Annotated in this window: 12 protein-coding genes and 4 pseudogenes; 10 read left to right on the top strand and 6 right to left on the bottom strand. The window is 60.8% G+C overall.

The features are described from left to right. Positions 1-68: 68 nt before the first annotated feature. From HPQ62_RS20390 to HPQ62_RS20370, 5 genes are all read right to left on the bottom strand, one after another. Positions 69-1,058: a TRAP transporter substrate-binding protein gene (locus HPQ62_RS20390; RefSeq protein ID WP_174804442.1), complete on the bottom strand. Its 990-nt coding sequence runs from the start codon at positions 1,056-1,058 to the stop codon at positions 69-71. Positions 1,059-1,182: 124 nt separating this feature from the next. After that, positions 1,183-2,487: a TRAP transporter large permease gene (locus tag HPQ62_RS20385; RefSeq protein ID WP_174804441.1), complete on the bottom strand. Its 1,305-nt coding sequence runs from the start codon at positions 2,485-2,487 to the stop codon at positions 1,183-1,185. Further along, positions 2,487-2,984, bottom strand: a complete 498-nt coding sequence (locus HPQ62_RS20380; RefSeq protein ID WP_174804440.1) for a TRAP transporter small permease — start codon at positions 2,982-2,984, stop codon at positions 2,487-2,489. Before HPQ62_RS20380 ends, HPQ62_RS20385 begins: the two co-directional genes overlap by 1 nt. Positions 2,985-3,217: 233 nt before the next feature. Beyond that, positions 3,218-4,393, bottom strand: a complete 1,176-nt coding sequence (locus tag HPQ62_RS20375; protein WP_174804439.1) for a LysR family transcriptional regulator — start codon at positions 4,391-4,393, stop codon at positions 3,218-3,220. Next, the gene (locus HPQ62_RS20370; RefSeq protein WP_174804438.1) at positions 4,390-5,262 is read right to left on the bottom strand and encodes an NAD(P)-dependent oxidoreductase; all 873 of its coding nucleotides are present in this window, start codon (positions 5,260-5,262) and stop codon (positions 4,390-4,392) included. Before HPQ62_RS20370 ends, HPQ62_RS20375 begins: the two co-directional genes overlap by 4 nt. Positions 5,263-5,414: 152 nt before the next feature. Here HPQ62_RS20370 and HPQ62_RS20365 point away from each other — a divergent pair, with 152 nt between their 5' ends. The 5 genes and pseudogenes from HPQ62_RS20365 to HPQ62_RS20345 form a co-directional block, all read left to right on the top strand. Further along, complete coding sequence (locus HPQ62_RS20365) at positions 5,415-6,149, top strand: PIG-L deacetylase family protein (protein WP_174804437.1); 735 nt, start codon at positions 5,415-5,417, stop codon at positions 6,147-6,149. Between the two features lie 22 nt (positions 6,150-6,171). Next, positions 6,172-7,134: a VOC family protein gene (locus tag HPQ62_RS20360; protein ID WP_174804436.1), complete on the top strand. Its 963-nt coding sequence runs from the start codon at positions 6,172-6,174 to the stop codon at positions 7,132-7,134. A 1-nt stretch (position 7,135) separates the two neighbouring features. After that, a complete protein-coding gene (locus HPQ62_RS20355; RefSeq protein ID WP_174804435.1) occupies positions 7,136-7,807 on the top strand; it encodes a 4-carboxy-4-hydroxy-2-oxoadipate aldolase/oxaloacetate decarboxylase in 672 nt (223 codons plus the stop codon). Next, complete coding sequence (locus tag HPQ62_RS20350; protein ID WP_174804434.1) at positions 7,800-8,855, top strand: 4-oxalomesaconate tautomerase; 1,056 nt, start codon at positions 7,800-7,802, stop codon at positions 8,853-8,855. The genes HPQ62_RS20355 and HPQ62_RS20350 overlap by 8 nt, the downstream gene beginning before the upstream one ends. A gap of 77 nt (positions 8,856-8,932) precedes the next feature. Beyond that, positions 8,933-9,381: pseudogene (locus tag HPQ62_RS20345) on the top strand (IS6 family transposase); the annotation flags it as partial. Positions 9,382-9,775: 394 nt separating this feature from the next. Here HPQ62_RS20345 and HPQ62_RS20340 read toward each other — a convergent pair. Further along, on the bottom strand, positions 9,776-11,314 hold the full coding sequence (locus tag HPQ62_RS20340; protein WP_174804433.1) for an IS3 family transposase: 1,539 nt from the start codon (positions 11,312-11,314) through the stop codon (positions 9,776-9,778). Positions 11,315-11,384: 70 nt separating this feature from the next. Here HPQ62_RS20340 and HPQ62_RS20335 point away from each other — a divergent pair. The 5 genes and pseudogenes from HPQ62_RS20335 to HPQ62_RS20315 form a co-directional block, all read left to right on the top strand. Further along, positions 11,385-11,681, top strand: a pseudogene (locus HPQ62_RS20335) (IS66 family transposase); the annotation flags it as partial. Positions 11,682-12,216: 535 nt separating this feature from the next. Next, positions 12,217-14,576, top strand: a pseudogene (locus HPQ62_RS20330) (hypothetical protein). Positions 14,577-14,624: 48 nt separating this feature from the next. Further along, positions 14,625-14,985 (top strand): annotated as a pseudogene (locus HPQ62_RS21250) (type II toxin-antitoxin system RelE/ParE family toxin). Beyond that, positions 14,975-15,298 carry a helix-turn-helix domain-containing protein gene (locus tag HPQ62_RS20320; protein ID WP_174802808.1) on the top strand — a complete coding sequence of 108 codons (324 nt, stop codon included), beginning with the start codon at positions 14,975-14,977 and terminating at the stop codon, positions 15,296-15,298. Before HPQ62_RS21250 ends, HPQ62_RS20320 begins: the two are co-directional and overlap by 11 nt. A 45-nt stretch (positions 15,299-15,343) precedes the next feature. Beyond that, a partial coding sequence (locus HPQ62_RS20315; protein ID WP_174804432.1) for a protein NO VEIN domain-containing protein occupies positions 15,344-16,085 on the top strand: 742 nt, incomplete at its 3' end.

The raw sequence follows: 16,085 nt of genomic DNA, 5'->3' as shown, positions 1-16,085 counted from the left end.
CAAAAGACAATGGCCCACCCGCAGAACCGGATGGGCCGTCTAGCAAATGCCAGTCGCTGAGGCCTTGATCAATTTCCCTTCAGGGCGTTGACGAAGGCGCTCGCCTCCAGTCCCTGCGCATCGGCATCGGCAATGATCTTGTCGACGGCCGCGCTGCTTGCGGCGTTGAACTTGGCGGCCTCTTCCGGCGCCAGCGTGATCACTTCCTTGCCATCGGTGCCTGCGAAGTCCGCCAGCGCCTTGTCGGCAACAGAGAGCCATGCCTTGTTGCCGTTGACGGCAGCCGTCCGGCCGGCATCCAGCACGATCTTCTGCTGGTCTTCGGTGAGGTCACCGAAGCTGTCACGGTTCATGATCAGGAAGAAGTCGGACATTGTGGTGTCCATGCCCTGCGTGATGTATTTCGTGACTTCGGCGAGCTTGAACGCCTTGAGCGTCGTCGCATCGATCATCGCGCCGTCGATGACGCCGGTCTGCATCGCGTTGTAGATTTCCGGCGCCGGCATCGAGACCGGCGTCGCACCCCAGGCCTCGACGACAAGACCGGCATTGCGCGACGGCACACGGATCTTCAGCCCCTTCAGGTCATCCATGCTGCGGATTGGCTTCTCGCCCGTGAACAACAGGTTCGGGGCGTTGTTCCACAAACCGAGCAGGACCACTCGCTTGTACTCGTCCGACAGCTTGTCGATATTCGCGAGCATGCGCTCCGTGCCGTTTTCGGCGGTGATCACGCCCGGCAGTTCGGCCAGGAGCGTTTTCGGGAAATTCGCAGCCGTGTAGCCCGGCAGGCCGAAGGCGATGTCGGTGACGCCTTCCAGCGCCCGGTTATACTGCTCGGCCGGACCCGGACCGATCTCTCCGCCCATGTAGAGCGTGACCGTGACCGCGCCGCCGGTCTTGTCGGCGATGGTCGCGGCAAAGGGCTTGTAGGTGGAATCGACCACGAAATGGGTCGGCGGCTGGAAGTCGGCCAGCTTGAGATCTTCGGCGGATGCAAAGGATGCAGCCAGCGTGAACGTCGCTGCAAGGGCAGCCGTAAGTGTCTTCAGTTTCATCCCGTATTCCTCCGTTTTTGGATGATTGAACGCTGCCAGACCGGCACTGCGGGGTCTGGCCGTTGACCTGGCGTCTCCGTCCGGTCGGCATGCGAAGATATGAGTGAACCGCCTGACATGCCGCTCACCCGAACATCGTGTTGGGCAGGAACAGCGCGATCCCGGGTATCGCGATGATCAGCAGCAGGCCGACGATCATAGCGAGAAGGAACGGCGCGACGCCGCGGAAGATGGTCGTCAACGGCACGTCCCCGGCGACGGCGCGGACAACGAAGACGTTGAGCCCGACGGGCGGCGTGATCATGCCCATTTCGATGACGATCACCGCGACGACGCCGAACCAGACCGGATCGAAGCCGAGCGCCGTGATCACCGGAAAGACGATCGGGATCGTGATGACGAGCATGGACAGCCCGTCCATGAACATGCCGAGCACGATGTAGGCGATGATGATGACGAAGAGCGTGCCATATGCGCCGAGACCCAGCGCACCGAGACCCTCGCCAAGCGTTGCCGGGATGCGGGTGACCGCAAAGAACGGATTGAGGACATTGGCGCCGATCACGATGGCATAGAGCATGGCCGAGGTGCTGAGCGTGCTCATCACCGCATCGCGGAAATCCTTCAAGGACAGGCGCCGCTTGATGACGGCGAGCAGGATGACCAGCGCCGCGCCGACACCGGAGGCTTCGACGGGTGTGAAGATGCCCACATAGATGCCGCCGATGGAGAGCACGATGACGAGAAGAAGCGGCGCAGCCTGCCCGAGGATCCGGAAGCGGTCGGCCAGCGCGACGGGTTCGCCGCGCGGGCCCGCCTTCGGATCGAAATACGAGATCAGCCAGACCACCGCCATGAACAGCGCCGTCAGCAGCAGCCCGGGTACCACGCCGGCCATGAACAGGCGGCCGATCGATTCCTCGGTGAGGATGGCGTAGAGAACGAATCCGGTCGAAGGCGGTATAAGAAAGCCGAGCGTACCGCCCGCCGCGATCGCGCCGGTGGACAGACCGGGGGCGTAGCCCAGCCGGCGCATTTCCGGCAGCGCCACCTTGCCGAGTGTCACGGCAGTGGCGACGGAAGAGCCGGAAACGGCGGCAAAGACGGCGCAGCCCAGCACCGACGCGGACGCCAGCCCGCCCCGGAACCGGCCGACCCAGGCAAAGGCCGCATCGTATAGGCCGCGACTGAAGCCTGCCGCGGACGAAACGTTGCCAAGCAGGACGAACATCGGCACGACGATGAGATTGTAGTTGGATATGGCCGAGTAGCTTTCCGTCAGCAAGACACCGCCGGCGCTGCGCGACCCTTCCAGAACCCAGTAGCCGCCGAAACCGACGATCAGCATGGAGAAGGCAACGGGGACACGCACGATGAGAAGGGCAAACAGGCAGGCGATGCCCACGAAGCCGGCGACGAAAGGCGTCATCACTTTGCCCCCTTCACAAGAAGGACCACGAGCTGCACGGCAAAGGTGAGCACGCACAGCGCGGCCCCGGCAGCGAGGATCGCGTAGAACGGCCAGATCGGCATGCGCAGCATGTTGGTGGCATCGCCCCACTCCAGGGCGTCGAGCGCCTTGAGAACCGCGCGCTGCGCCAGGATGGCCATGACGAAGCCCGAGAGGCAGTAGGCGACGATGTCGCCGATGAACCGGCCCCAGCGGCCGAGAATGCGCTCGAAGACATCGACGGCGACATGGTCGCGCTTCGCTGTGCAGTAAGGAAGCGATGCCATGATCAGGGCGACGGCGGTCAGTTGCACGAATTCGTTGACGCCGAGGATCGGAATGCCCAGGACGTAGCGCATGACGACGCCCACCGTGACGATGGCGACGATCGCCAGCAGGCAGATGGCACCGACCAGGGCCAGATAGAAGGTTGCCCTCTCGAACCGGGCCGACCAGATATCAATGGTGTCACGCATCGATTTGCAAGGCTCCCGCAGTGCCGCCCCTGCGACGCCCCCGATCGAACGGCCCGCTCGGGCCTTCAGCAAGGCAGCAGATCCATGCCTCTGTCAGCAGGTTCAAAATTGCCGTTGTCATTCGACCTCCCATTCAAATTGCGCACAAAGCGCAATCGTCCTCTTGACTTCAGACTATTGGAAAAATGGCCCTGCTAGCCAATTCAAAGGCGGAGACCCTGGATTAGTTGAGGCTATAGCGTTTCGTCTTCCACGCTTTCGCGCAGCAACGACAGGAGCAGCTCCTGCGCCTTGGTCGGCGCCCAGCTGGCGCGATAGGTCAGCCCGATCTGCCGGGCCTGCCAGTCGGCCTTGACCTTGACTTCCGTGACCAGCCCCTTGGAAATTTCCGCACGAGCCTGCGCGCTGGAGATGCAGCCGAGATGTTCGCTGTTGTCGAGAACTTCCCGCATGAACAGGATCGAGCCGGCCTCGATGATGCTTTCCGGCTGACCGACGCCGGCGAAGAAGGCGTCGAACTGGTCGCGGGCGGGCGTTCCCTGGCGGGGGACCACCCAGGCGCATTGCTTCAGTTCCGCGAGGCTCACATCATCGCGGCCGGCCAGCGGATGGTGATTGCCGGCCAGCACCGTGAGCTTGTCGGAAAACAACGGCTCCTGGACGATGTCGCCGATCGGCGCCGGCACCCGCAGCGCCCCGACGATCATGTCGATTTCGCCGCGCCTCAGCCCGCCCAGCAATTCGTCATAGAGCCCGTCCATGATCAGCACCGCATGATGGGGACGCTGTTGGCGGAAGCGGACCAGCGTGCGCGGCAACAGCACGGAGCGCGACAGCGGCAACGCGCCGATGACGATGCGGCCTGCTTCCCCGCCGTCGAGTTCGGCGAGGTCCGATTCCAGCTGGTCGAGTTCGCGAAAGGCGAGCATGACCGCCTGGACGAGCGTGCGTGTCGCGCGTCCGGCAATCAGGCCGAACGCAGTCCGCTCGAACAGGTTGCGGCCGGCCTCCTGCTCGAGTTGCGAGATCGCCCGATGGACGGTGGGCTGTGCGAGACCCAGCCTGCGGGCGGCGAGCGTGAAATTCTCGGTCTCGTGTACCGCGACCAGCCCCTGCAGCTGCGCCGTGGTGGCGGTCAGTCGCAGCCGGGGCGAGATATCGGAGAGTGCCGGATCGAGGAGCGCGAAGGCGCGCCGCACCCGGTTGGCCAGCACCTCTCCGCGCGGCGTGACGAAAAACCCCTGCCGGGTGCGGTCGAAGAGCGGACCGCCGGCCTCGCTCTCCAGCTTGCCGATCGCCTGCGTGACTGCGGGCTGCGATACATGGCAGGCCTCCGCGGACTGGGTCAGCGAACCGGTGCTGGCGACCCACAGATAGAGACGAAGATGGCGGAGATTGCGCGAAATCACATGCGGTCCAGCACTGTCTGGAGGCGGGCGCCGAGGTCGGCGGGTCCCGGATCTGCGTGCAGCCCGCCGATCTCATCCTGCCATTCTGCCGTCGCCGCACTCATGCCACCGGAAAGGCCGAGTTCCTGGATCGTCAGTGTCACCTCCCGCATTTCCGCTGCGCGCCGCAGGCCGTGCACCATCATCCGCTCGAGGTTATAGGCGCCACGGCGACGCCATTCGAGTGCCGGATCGGAGGCCTCGAGCGAGCCGATGACGCTGTCTTCGACGCCGGCCCGCTTTGCGGCCAGGAAACATTCCGCCGTCAGCGCTTCGATGCCTTTGACCATCACCGAACGGATCATCTTGATCGAGGACGCCTGCCCCACTTCGCTTCCGGCAATCTCCGGGCGCATGTCGAGCGATTTCAGCGCGGCGACCGCCTCTTCCGCATGCGGACCAGAGACCAGCATCGGCACGTGATGACGCTTGGGGTGAACGGGTGCCATGACCGCCACGTCGACATAGCGACCGCCGGCCTTCTCGATGATCTCGGCCGCGCGGCGCTTCGTGCCCGGCGCGCAGGAATTGCAATCGAACCAGAAACTGCCGGCAGCGATACCGTCGGCAGCCGCGCTCGCGGCGGCCAGCGCCTGATCGGCGGTCACGACGCTGAAGACGGCGTCGACGCCGGCCAGCGCCTGCTGACGCGTGTCGAAGCCGCAAACGTCATGAGACGCATAACGCGCCTTCATCGCAGCGCCAGCATCGATATCGAAGGCGTTGATCTTCAGGGGACGCCGCTCTCCCCAACCGCTGACGAACGCCATGGCGGCCTCACCAAAACCGATGAATGCGAGCTGTTCAATCCTGCCGGAATTGCTTTTCATGTCGATCTCCAACCATGCCCGCAGAGTGCCAAACGGCATCCGGCTTTGCCAGTCGTCATAGCATGAACTTATGCAGGAGCACAGGCTTTCGAATTGTCTGGACAGGGGGCGGCATGGAATGTCTCAGGCAACGAAACCCAAGGAGAGAATACATGTCCGCCAAGAAAACCGCCCTCGTGATTTCTGCCCATGCCGCGGATTTCGTCTGGCGCTGCGGCGGCGCCATCGCCCTTCACGCGTCCATGGGTTATGAGGTGACGGTCGCCTGCCTGTCGTTCGGGGAGCGCGGTGAATCCGCCAAACTCTGGAAGCAGCCGGGCATGACGCTGGATGTCGTCAAGCAGGCACGGCGCGCGGAAACGGAAAAGGCCGCGGAAGCGCTCGGCGTCCACGATCTCGTCTGCCTCGACCTCGGCGACTATCCGCTGGAGCTTTCTCGCGACGACAAGAACAAGCTTGTCGACGTGATCCGCAAGGTGCAGCCTTCCTTCATGCTGTCGCATTCGCAATACGACCCCTACAACACCGACCACATGTACGCCACGCAGGTGGCACTGGAGTGCCGGATGATCGCCCAGGCCTGGGGCCACAATCCGGGGGAAAAGGTGCTCGGCGCGCCGCAGCTCTACCTGTTCGAACCGCACCAGACCGAGCAGATGGAATGGAAGCCGGACACCTTCCTCGACATCACCCCGGTCTGGGAGAAGAAGCGGGCCGCGATCGAATGCATGGAAGGCCAGGAGCATCTGTGGGAATATTATACCCGCGTCGCCATCAATCGCGCCAACCACTTCAAGCGCAATTCGGGCGGCCAGTCGGGCGGGCGCGACTGCAAGTATGCCGAGGGCTTCCAGTCCATCTTCCCGCGTACGGTCGACGAACTCTGAGCGGACCTTCGGGAGGATTGAAATGACGGAACCCTGCTTTGATCTTGCCCATCTCGCGCATGTCGAGATGTACACCGACCGCTTCGAGGACAGTCTCGATTTCTTCACGCGCATCTACGGACTGAAGCTGTCCGGAATGGACGAGACCTCCGCCTATCTGCGCGCCTGGGACGACTACGAGTTCCACTCGCTGAAGCTGACACGCCACCACACCACCGGCGTCGGCCATATCGCCTATCGTGCCTCGTCTGAGGCCGCCCTCATGCGCCGGGTCAAGGCGATCGAGGAAAGCAAGTACAAGGTGATCGGCTGGGTCGACGGCGACCGTGGCCATGGCAAGGCCTTCCGTTTCGAGGATCCATTCGGCCATGTCTTCGAGATCTACTGGGACACCGTCTGGTACGAGGCACAGGAAGACGCCGAGAAGGCCGCGCTGAAGAACACCGCCTCCGCCTTCACCGGAGCTGCGCCGCGCCGGATCGACCACCTCAATCTTCTGTCCGAGAATGTCACGGAATTCCGTACCTTCATGGAAACCTGTCTTGGCAGCCGGGTGACCGAATTGATCCAGCTCGACAACGGCAGGCTTGGCGGTTGCTGGTTCACGATCAACAACAAGACTTATGATCTCGCCTGCACCGAGGAGCATGGCGGCGCTCAGGGCCGGCTGCACCACGTGACCTATGCGACCGACCAGCGCGAGGACATCCTGCGCGCCGCCGACATCTTCCTGCAGAACGGCGTTCACATCGAAACGGGTCCGCACAAGCATGCCGTTCAGGGCACGTTCTTCCTCTACGTCTGGGAGCCGGCGGGCAATCGCGTCGAGCTTGCCAATTCCGGCGCGCGCCTCATTCTCGCTCCCGACTGGCAGCCAGTCGTCTGGACCGAGAAGGACCGCAAGAAGGGCCAGGCCTGGGGCCTGAAGACCATCGAGACATTCCACACGCACGGCACGCCGCCGGTTGAAGCGAAGGGACACTGACATGGCCGTCGTCGTTCAGAACATCGCGCGCGCCGATCAGGCGATCATCGATCGGCTGGCGGCAGCAGGCGTCGCCACCGTCCACGAGGCCCAGGGCCGCAAGGGCATGCTGTCGAGTTATATGCGGCCGATCTATGCCGGCGCGCAGATCGCCGGTTCGGCCGTCACCATCTCCGCCCCTCCAGGCGACAACTGGATGCTGCATGTGGCGATCGAACAGTTGAAGCCGGGCGATATTCTCCTGCTGGCGCCGACCTCACCGTGCGACAACGGCTATTTCGGCGACCTCCTGGCGACATCCGCCATGGCGCGCGGCTGCCGTGGCCTCGTTATCGACGCCGGCGTTCGCGACATCCGCGACCTGACCGCGATGGGCTTTCCCGTCTGGTCGAAGGCGATCTCGGCGCAGGGCACGGTCAAGGAGACGCTCGGTTCGGTCAACGTCCCGGTCATCTGCGCCGGCGCCCAGATCGAAGCCGGCGACATCATCGTTGCCGACGATGACGGCGTCTGCGTCGTCCGGCGCAACGAGGCCGGCGACGTGCTCGCCGCCGCCGAGAAACGCCTTGCAGCCGAAGAAGCCAAGCGCAAGCGGCTGGCGGCCGGCGACCTCGGACTCGATATCTACGACATGCGCCCGCGGCTCGCCGAGAAGGGCCTGAAATATGTCTGAGGACGGCATTCCCTGCCTGTGGATGCGCGGCGGCACTTCCAAGGGCGCCTATTTCCTCGCCCGGGACCTGCCATACGATCCAGAGGTGCGAAACAACCTTCTTCTGAAGATCATGGGCTCGCCCGATGCCCGGCAGATCGACGGCATCGGCGGCGCCGATCCGCTCACCTCGAAGGTCGCCGTCCTGTCACCGCCAAGCCGCGACGACGCGGATGTCGACTACCTGTTCCTGCAGGTCTTCGTTGACCAGGCGCTCGTCAGCGATGCGCAGGGCTGCGGCAACATCCTGGCAGGTGTCGGCCCGGCCGCGATCGAGCGCGGACTTGTCGCCGCGACCGGCGATGAAACCCAGGTGCGCATCCACATGGTCAACAGCGGCGAGATCGCGCTCGCCCGCATCCAGACGCCCGGCGGCAAGGTGAGTTATGCCGGCAGCACCGAGATTGCCGGCGTGCCCGGCACCCATGCAGCCGTCCCCCTGCTCTTCCTCAATATCGCCGGCTCCATGTGCGGTTCTCAGCTGCCGACCGGCAATGCTGTCGACGTGATCGACGGCGTCGACTGCACGCTGATCGACAACGGCATGCCATGCGTGATCATGCGGGCCGCCGATTTCGGCCTGACCGGCAAGGAGGCCCGCGAAGACCTTGAAGCCATGACCGACATCAAGGACCGGATCGAGGCCATCCGCCTGAAGGCCGGACCAATGATGAACCTTGGCGATGTCGAGAAGGCATCGGTGCCGAAGATGACGCTGGTGTCCGCGCCGGACCAGGGCGGCGCGATTGCCACGCGCAGCTTCATCCCCCACCGGGTACATGCCTCGGTCGGCGTCTTCGCCGCCATCACCGTGGCGACAGCGACGCGGATCGCCGGAAGCCCGGCGGCCGAGTTGTGGCAGCCGCCTGCCGACGGGCGCTACCGCGTCGAACATCCGACCGGCGACATGGAGGTCTTCCTCGACATTGCCGAAGACGGCACGATCCGCGGCGCGGGCAACGTGCGCACCGCCCGCAAGCTGTTCGATGGCAAGGTGTTTGCAAAGTAGCTTGTCCGTCGTTGAATGATCTGAGACGGCATCGTCAACTTAACGAATTGTGGAACTTGATGTGCGAATGACGGGCCATGACAGACCGGGATCCCCTTTATCGTCGACACCGCTTTCCCGCTGACGTCATTGCTCACGCTGTGTGGCTCTATTTCCGTTTCCCTCTGAGCCTGCGAATGGTCGAGGACTTGCTGGCTGCCCGTGGGATCACTGTCTCGCATCAGACCGTCAGGCTATGGGCGGAGAAATTCGGCCGCACCTTTGCCAACGACATCCGTCATCGATCAGCCGGTCGGCTTGGGGACAAGAGGCATCTCGATGAAGCCGTTGTTGCAATCCGGGGCAAGAAACATTGGCTGTGGCGCGCAGTTGATCTGGACGGTTTCGTCTTGGAGGTTCTCGTTCAAAGCCGCCCGGTTGATCGATGACGGGTGTCGAGCATCGCTGCCACAAAGGGTTGAATAATCGGGCGGAGAATTATCACCAGCCAGTCCGGCGACGAGAGAGGATCATGAAGCGCTTCAAGGATATCCCTTCCAACCATTTTCGCGAATTGCGTTCAGCGGCGATGAACCTGTGGGCGAAAATCGCCCGAGCATGATCGGCGAAATCGGCCGCCGCCAGTGTCTGCCCTCGTTGCCATTAAGTTGACGATGTCCCCGACTGCCGTCTCGCTCCTTCGCTGCATTGAAGCAATGCGCTCTTGCGTCCGCCGAAAGTCACCTCCTCCTACTTGCCTCCGACCGTGAACTTTATCAGTCAAGAGCGTTTCAGCTTATGCAAATATTAAATAACCGAGAGCACATTTGTTATATGCAATCGCAAGCACGACTATCCAAATCGTCGACTCTTTGTTGATTTCCACTGAGAGCTGACCCGGCGCAGCCAGATAGGGGGTGCGGATAAAAACTTGGACTGTTTTAAATGCTCAGGCCGAGGCTCTTACGATATTCGACCGGACTGAGTGATCCCAGTGATATTTTGATGCGCGTTTCATTGTACCATCGGATGTAGGCGTCCACCTCTGCCACGAACTGCTCAATCGTGATGGCCTTCCAGTCTCGCGGATAGAAGAGCTCGGTTTTCAACCGACCGAAGAACCCTTCGCACGCGGCGTTGTCTTGCGAGCAACCCTTTCGGGACATCGAGCGAACCAGTCTTGCTTCGCTGATACGGGTTAACCAGCCGGGCCATCGATAATGGGCTCCGCGATCAGAATGGATGATTGGCCGTTCCTCGCCGTTGGCGACGGTTCCGATGGCTGCATCCAGCATGGTGTTGACCAGCCCCGCATCTGGTTGGGTTCCGATGGACCAGCTGATGACCATGCCGTCAAAGCAGTCGATGATGGGCGAAAGGTACACCTTGCCTGCTGGGATCTGGAACTCGGTGATGTCTGTCAGCCACTTCACGTTCGGCGCTTCTGCATGGAAGTCGCGATTGATCAGGTTCTCGGGCGCTGGACTGATCTCTCCCAGATAGGATCCAAACCGCCGTCGACGCGGCCTGGCAACGACCAACTTCTCCTGCTTAATCAATCGCTGAACAACCTTTTCCGAGATTATCACGTTTTGTCTGGCCAGCGATGCCTGCAGTCGTCGATAACCGTAGCAACGACGGTTCGCTTCAAAGATCTCCGCTAGGCTGTGGCGGACGGCGGCATACTTGTCTGCCAGACACATGCGGGCGCGATGGTAGAAATAGGAACTGCGGGCAATCCGAAGCTGGGCAAGCAGTTCTGGCAAGCGATAAACTTCCTTAAGGGCGTCAATCAGTTGTGCCTTCTCCCGATTACTCAGGATCTGCAGATCGACGCCCAGGTCTTTTTTTAGGAGTTCGTTGGCCTTCTTCAGGAGATCATGCTCGAGTTGTAACTGGCGGACATCACGCTGGAGGGCTTCAAGCTGTCGCTCGAGCTCTTCACGTTCAGGCACCTTGGGGTTGGATTTGCGGCGTTTCATGGATGAGGGAGCCTCGTGACCGAGTAGCTGATCTTTCCAGTTGTACAATGTCGGCCTTGAGACGCCCAGTCGGTCAGCTACCTGTTGAGCGCTTTCATCTCCACTGCATAATCTGATGACCCCCGCTTGCCGGACCTCCTCGGAATAGCCAGGGTGCCACGATCGACCAACCATCGATATCCGCGCTTCCGGAAACGCCTCACGAACCCATGCTGTTAGAGTTCCTCGACCGGGATAGCCGAGCGCCCTCATCGTCGCAGAGATGCAACGATCATGGGTGCGGTAATGCTCAAGGGCAGCATGCTTTTGGGCCTCGGAAAATTTTGGCGCACGCGCTACCGGCTGAGGACGCAAGTCGAGATGCTGTACATACTCTCGATACCAGCCCCTCAACGCATTCTTGGTGGGATATCCCAGCTGGCGAATGGTCGCGTTAAGTCGCTTGCCCAGCCGGATATAGAGCTCAACCGCTCGAAGTCTGTCTGCGTAGGAATACATGAACTACCTCCGTGGTGGTCCAAGTTTTCGTCCGCACCCCCGCCGGGTCAGCTCTCAGTGGAAATCAACACTCCTATTTCGCCTGTCGCGCCGCAAGGCTGAGCTGCTGCGGGTGCTGGAACGTCCGGAAATCCCGCTGCACACCAATGCCTCGGAAAACGACCTGCGCAGCTTCGTCATCAAACGGAAGATCTCCGGCGGCACAATGAGCCGCGACGGCAGAGTTGCCCGTGACACGTTGCTTGGCCTGATGAAGACCTGTCAGAAACTGGATCTTTCGTTCTGGCACTATCTCGGCGACCGCCTGGGGATCGGCAGTCCCGATCCAATCCCGCCGCTGGCATCACTGATCGTGGCGCGGGCCTGAAATCCCCTCCCCTCTCAGCCTCAATGGCAACTGCGAGCAACCGAGATCACGCCGGACGCGTTCCGGGCCGATCGGCTTGCTCTCTCCTTGAGCACTGCCACCGAATGTGCCCCAGTTACCAGTTACCTCGCTTACCAAGCGCGACACGTCCCACAGGCGCCCCTCCTCTCACTGTATCTTAACGATTTATTAACTTTTTTTGAAACGTATCGGGTGTTTGGTTTCATCACATGCTGCATATGTGTTGTGCTTTGGTCGCCTTCGATACGTAACCCTTATCGAGGGTTAGATTTCCTTACCTAATTTCGGAATAGAAAAGCACAATATATATTATGTAGTACAAACTTTTATTTGTATTTATCTATTTAAATTTGAAAACTTCCTAAAGAAATCAAATGAGTTCTAGCCTCGGCTCGTGACCCCTACCATTAGCAGAGGCATGCCACCGTAGTCGACATTCGCTTTGCTGAGTGCATCATTTATTTCTATCTCCGTTTCCTCTCGGCATTGGTGCCGATTGCAACGGAATAAGAGCATGCGAAAACAAGAACTTTCATCACGTCATTTTCAGCCAAAAATCTCAAAATTCTGCGAGATACGCATAGCGCCGGTCGCGTCCAAGCGGACGCTGGAGAAGATCAAGCCCTATCTCACCAGCCTCGTCACCTATCGAGAGTCACCACCCTTGCGGAACGGGCGCATCGACTGGACCACAGTCATAGATGACTGTGGGATTGATGATGAGATTTCCGCTGATTTGAAGAAACAGTTCCGCATTGCATTGGATGCAATCACTCGGTGGCTCGGCGCCCCTTCCCTGTCCGAAGACCGCCAGAAGCCAAAGCCTAGCGCTCGACAAGGGAACGCTACTCACGATGCGTCAAAAGGCAAAAGCTCTTCCACCCGAAAGCCTCGGCGAACTGGAGATTGCCTTTCACGACCGGACTGCACGCGGGTTTCAAGAGGCCCCAAGCCGAAGCCGATCCACGAGTTCCCGGAGCCGCTTTTCGATGTGGCCCGTGATCCCGAAAGTTTTCAGGAGGCGCTTGCTTATCAGATGCGTCGGTTCGGCGAGAGCTACTGGCAGCTCTATCGCGCCGTCGTTCGGCTCGATGAAACATTCGACCACAAGACGATGCTATGCTGGTTTGAGGGCAAACGCGTGCCGAGATCGGTCGCGAGTTTCCGAATTCTCTCCCGCATCGAAAAGCGGTACCGATTGCCGGAAGGATATTTCAAGGCGAAGCTGCCACACCAGAACCGCTCGCTCCATGGTCACGATCTTGGCGATATCAGCCCGGCCGAGCGAAGACGGATTGCGGTGCACCTTCCTGATGATTTCAGCAGTCTTCCCTTCAGCAAGCAGGAGGAGATTGTTGATTGGGTCCGCCGGGTCATCGTCTCGGGAACAACCGACTACCGGCGCTATCAGGCCAAGGCCAGCAAACAGCGTTATGCTATTCGCTTTCCTGGCGTCACCTATGGAGGCGGATCGCTTTCTCCGCGGGAGCATTCCCTGGCGGAGAACATTAACAATACGGCTGCGGAATCTTTTGAGGATCCCGACTTGCTATCCGGTGTCGTCGACGCGCCGCCGCGGCTGGCAATGGAGATGGCTGATCTGATTCGATTCAAGACGTCGACGCTGACGGCGATCGGGTTGCAACGCAACGGGGTCTGGGGCGAGGAAACGGCATCGCAGAAGATCGAACATCTCGGTCTGATGTTCGGCGCGCTTGCCGCCTCTCCTGCCGGCATTGTCAAAGGCCGTGGCGTCCCGCTCAGCCAGCTGACATTCGGTCTGCTGATCTTCCCCGGCGTCTGGGACTGGTATCTGCAGTGGCGGGAGCAGCGCCGTGGCTTCTACACCAAATGGGAAGAAGACATGTTGATGGTCGCGCAATCCCTCACTCGCTCGGAAGTGGGCTGGATCCGGCAGCATCCCGAACTCTTGCAGAAAGTTCGCCCGATCGAAGGCTTGATTGCGCCGGAGGAGATCGCGTTTGCCTCTCGAAACTGGCATGGCGCCTGCGATGCTTTCCACCGACATGCCGGCTACCGCTCAAAGGAAATCCAGCGGGTGATGCGGGTGCATCGCGATCCCTTCGAACCGATCATGGTCGTTCTTGAGGCGGACAGTCCACTGTCGGAATATCGCAAGATCACCGACGAAATTTTGCAACGCATGCCGGACGAAGACCGCTATCCGCGCGCGGCCGCGGAGGCGGTGCGGTCATTCCTGCTGCTTCGTCTCGGTCTGCATCTGGGGCTTCGGCAGAAGAACATTCGCCAGCTTCGCGTCTGCCCGCGCGGCCAGTTCCCGACATCCGAGCGACGACTGGAAGACATGAAATGCGGCGAGCTACGCTGGAGCGACCGTGAGGGTGGATGGGAAGTGCTCATACCGTCCGTGGCCTTCAAGAATTCCGGTTCGTCCTTCTTCGGACAAAAGCCATTCCGCCTGATCCTGCCGGATCTGCTCGATCTCTACAAATACCTCGAGGCCTACATCGATCGTCACCGCGGGGTGCTGCTCGGACCGGCAGACGATCCCGGTACCCTGTTCGTCAAAACGGTGAAGGGGCGACCAGCAAGCAGGCGGCCTACGGCTCCACGACGTTCTACGAAGCCTGGCGCACGGTCATCCAGCGCTATGGGATCTATAACCCCTATACCGGTCGTGGCGCCATCAAGGGTCTGCTGCCGCACGGCCCTCATAATCTTCGCGACATTCTGGCAACCCATATCCTCAGGCAGACCGGGTCTTACGAACAGGCAAGCTACGCGATCCAGGATACCCCGGATGTCGTTCAAGAGCACTATGGCCGCTTCCTGCCGCAGGACAAGGCAGCGCTTGCCGCCCGGATTCTGAATCAGGTATGGGAGGCGGCATAGCCGTCTTTTCAACCTTGAGGAATATAGCACTTAGTGCTATATAGATAAATGTCAGAGCGAGTGTTCAAAACAGCGTGGTTCTCAAAGGCGGCAAAGAAGGCGCGAATATCCGACAAGGCTCTGTCGAAGGCAATCCATCAGGTTGCCGTTGGTCAGGCCGATGATCTCGGCGGCGGCGTCTTCAAGAAGCGGCTCAACGAAAACATGCATCGGTCCATCGTTCTGGCAAAGGCCGGTGAGTTCTCACGTATTCGCCTATCTCTTCGCCAAGAAGGACCGGGCGAACATTGACGACGACGAGCTTGCGGCTTTCCGGAAGCTCGCGGAGCTTTACCGTCGCAAGACGACTGCCGACCTCGAGGCGGAACTCGGGATCGGCGCCCTGCTGGAGATAGATCATGGCGACTAAGCGCAGGTTCAAGAGCGACGCCTTCGAGGCGATCCATAGTGCGGTTGAAGGTATGCATGCAGCCGGGACCATCGACAAGGAAACGATGCGGACCTTCGATGAAGACTGCCTTGTAATCCCGCAGGAACTGACGCCTGACGCGATCAAGGCTCTGCGCGAACACAACCATGTCAGCCAACCGGTTTTCGCGCGTTATCTCAACACGAGCCCGTCGACGGTGCAGAAATGGGAAACCGGCGCCAAACGGCCAAGCGGGCCGGCGCTCAAGCTCCTGTCGCTGGTACAGAAGCATGGGCTGCAGATGCTCGGCTGACGGGTTTCCCGTGACAAAGCAATTTTGCCATCATAGCCTGGCGCCATGAACGCTGAGCATTGGTCCGATCCGGAAAACGACGCGATCGTCGCCGTCTACTTCGACATGCTGAAGGATGAGCTGGCGGGTCGCGCCTATAATAAGGCGATGAACAATCGGCGCCTGCAGCAGTCCCTTGGCCGGTCCAAAGGCTCGATCGAGTTCAAGAACTGCAACATCTCGGCCGCGCTGATCGGGTTCGGGCTTCCCTATATAGGCGGCTACCAACCCCGCTTCAATTTTCAGATGGCACTGGCGGAGGCCGTTTCGCGATGGCTTGCCAGGAACCCGTCGTTCGAGACGGCGAGCGCAACCGAAATGCATCCGGGTTTCGCGGAAGCCCCACCACCCCTGTTCTTCGGCGTGCCGCCGACGATGCGGAATGCGCCGCCTCCGGCCGAGCTGTCACAGATCGAGGCGATCGCGCGCAGGTTTGACGTGGCGGGAAGGGACGAGCGAAACCGGTCGCTTGGCAAAGCCGGCGAAGAGCGCGTTTTCCATCACGAACGCGCCCATCTTGCGGCCTCGGGGCGGAGAGACCTGGCGGCGAAGGTCCGCTGGGTGTCCCAGGAGGACGGTGATGGCGCCGGCTATGATATTGCCAGTTTCGCGCCCGATGGCTTGCCACGACTGATCGAGGTGAAAACGACGAATGGATGGGAGCGCACGCCTTTCTATATCTCGAGAAACGAGCTGGAGGTCGCAGACGCCCGTCGCCATGAATGGAGCCTCGTGCGTCTGTTCGACT

It is taken from the genome of Martelella limonii, assembly GCF_013344475.1.
Lineage (GTDB): Bacteria > Pseudomonadota > Alphaproteobacteria > Rhizobiales > Rhizobiaceae > Martelella > Martelella limonii.
This window is presented reverse-complemented; position numbering and strand designations above follow the sequence as displayed.

Coding starts and splice junctions, on each gene's coding strand:
- HPQ62_RS20355 (WP_174804435.1), top strand. CDS start 7,136: ATGGCCGTCGTCGTTCAGAACATCGCGCGCGCCGATCAGGCGATCATC.
- HPQ62_RS20390 (WP_174804442.1), bottom strand. CDS start 1,058: ATGAAACTGAAGACACTTACGGCTGCCCTTGCAGCGACGTTCACGCTG.
- HPQ62_RS20380 (WP_174804440.1), bottom strand. CDS start 2,984: ATGCGTGACACCATTGATATCTGGTCGGCCCGGTTCGAGAGGGCAACC.
- HPQ62_RS20360 (WP_174804436.1), top strand. CDS start 6,172: ATGACGGAACCCTGCTTTGATCTTGCCCATCTCGCGCATGTCGAGATG.
- HPQ62_RS20370 (WP_174804438.1), bottom strand. CDS start 5,262: ATGAAAAGCAATTCCGGCAGGATTGAACAGCTCGCATTCATCGGTTTT.
- HPQ62_RS20385 (WP_174804441.1), bottom strand. CDS start 2,487: ATGACGCCTTTCGTCGCCGGCTTCGTGGGCATCGCCTGCCTGTTTGCC.
- HPQ62_RS20340 (WP_174804433.1), bottom strand. CDS start 11,314: ATGTATTCCTACGCAGACAGACTTCGAGCGGTTGAGCTCTATATCCGG.
- HPQ62_RS20365 (WP_174804437.1), top strand. CDS start 5,415: ATGTCCGCCAAGAAAACCGCCCTCGTGATTTCTGCCCATGCCGCGGAT.
- HPQ62_RS20320 (WP_174802808.1), top strand. CDS start 14,975: ATGGCGACTAAGCGCAGGTTCAAGAGCGACGCCTTCGAGGCGATCCAT.
- HPQ62_RS20350 (WP_174804434.1), top strand. CDS start 7,800: ATGTCTGAGGACGGCATTCCCTGCCTGTGGATGCGCGGCGGCACTTCC.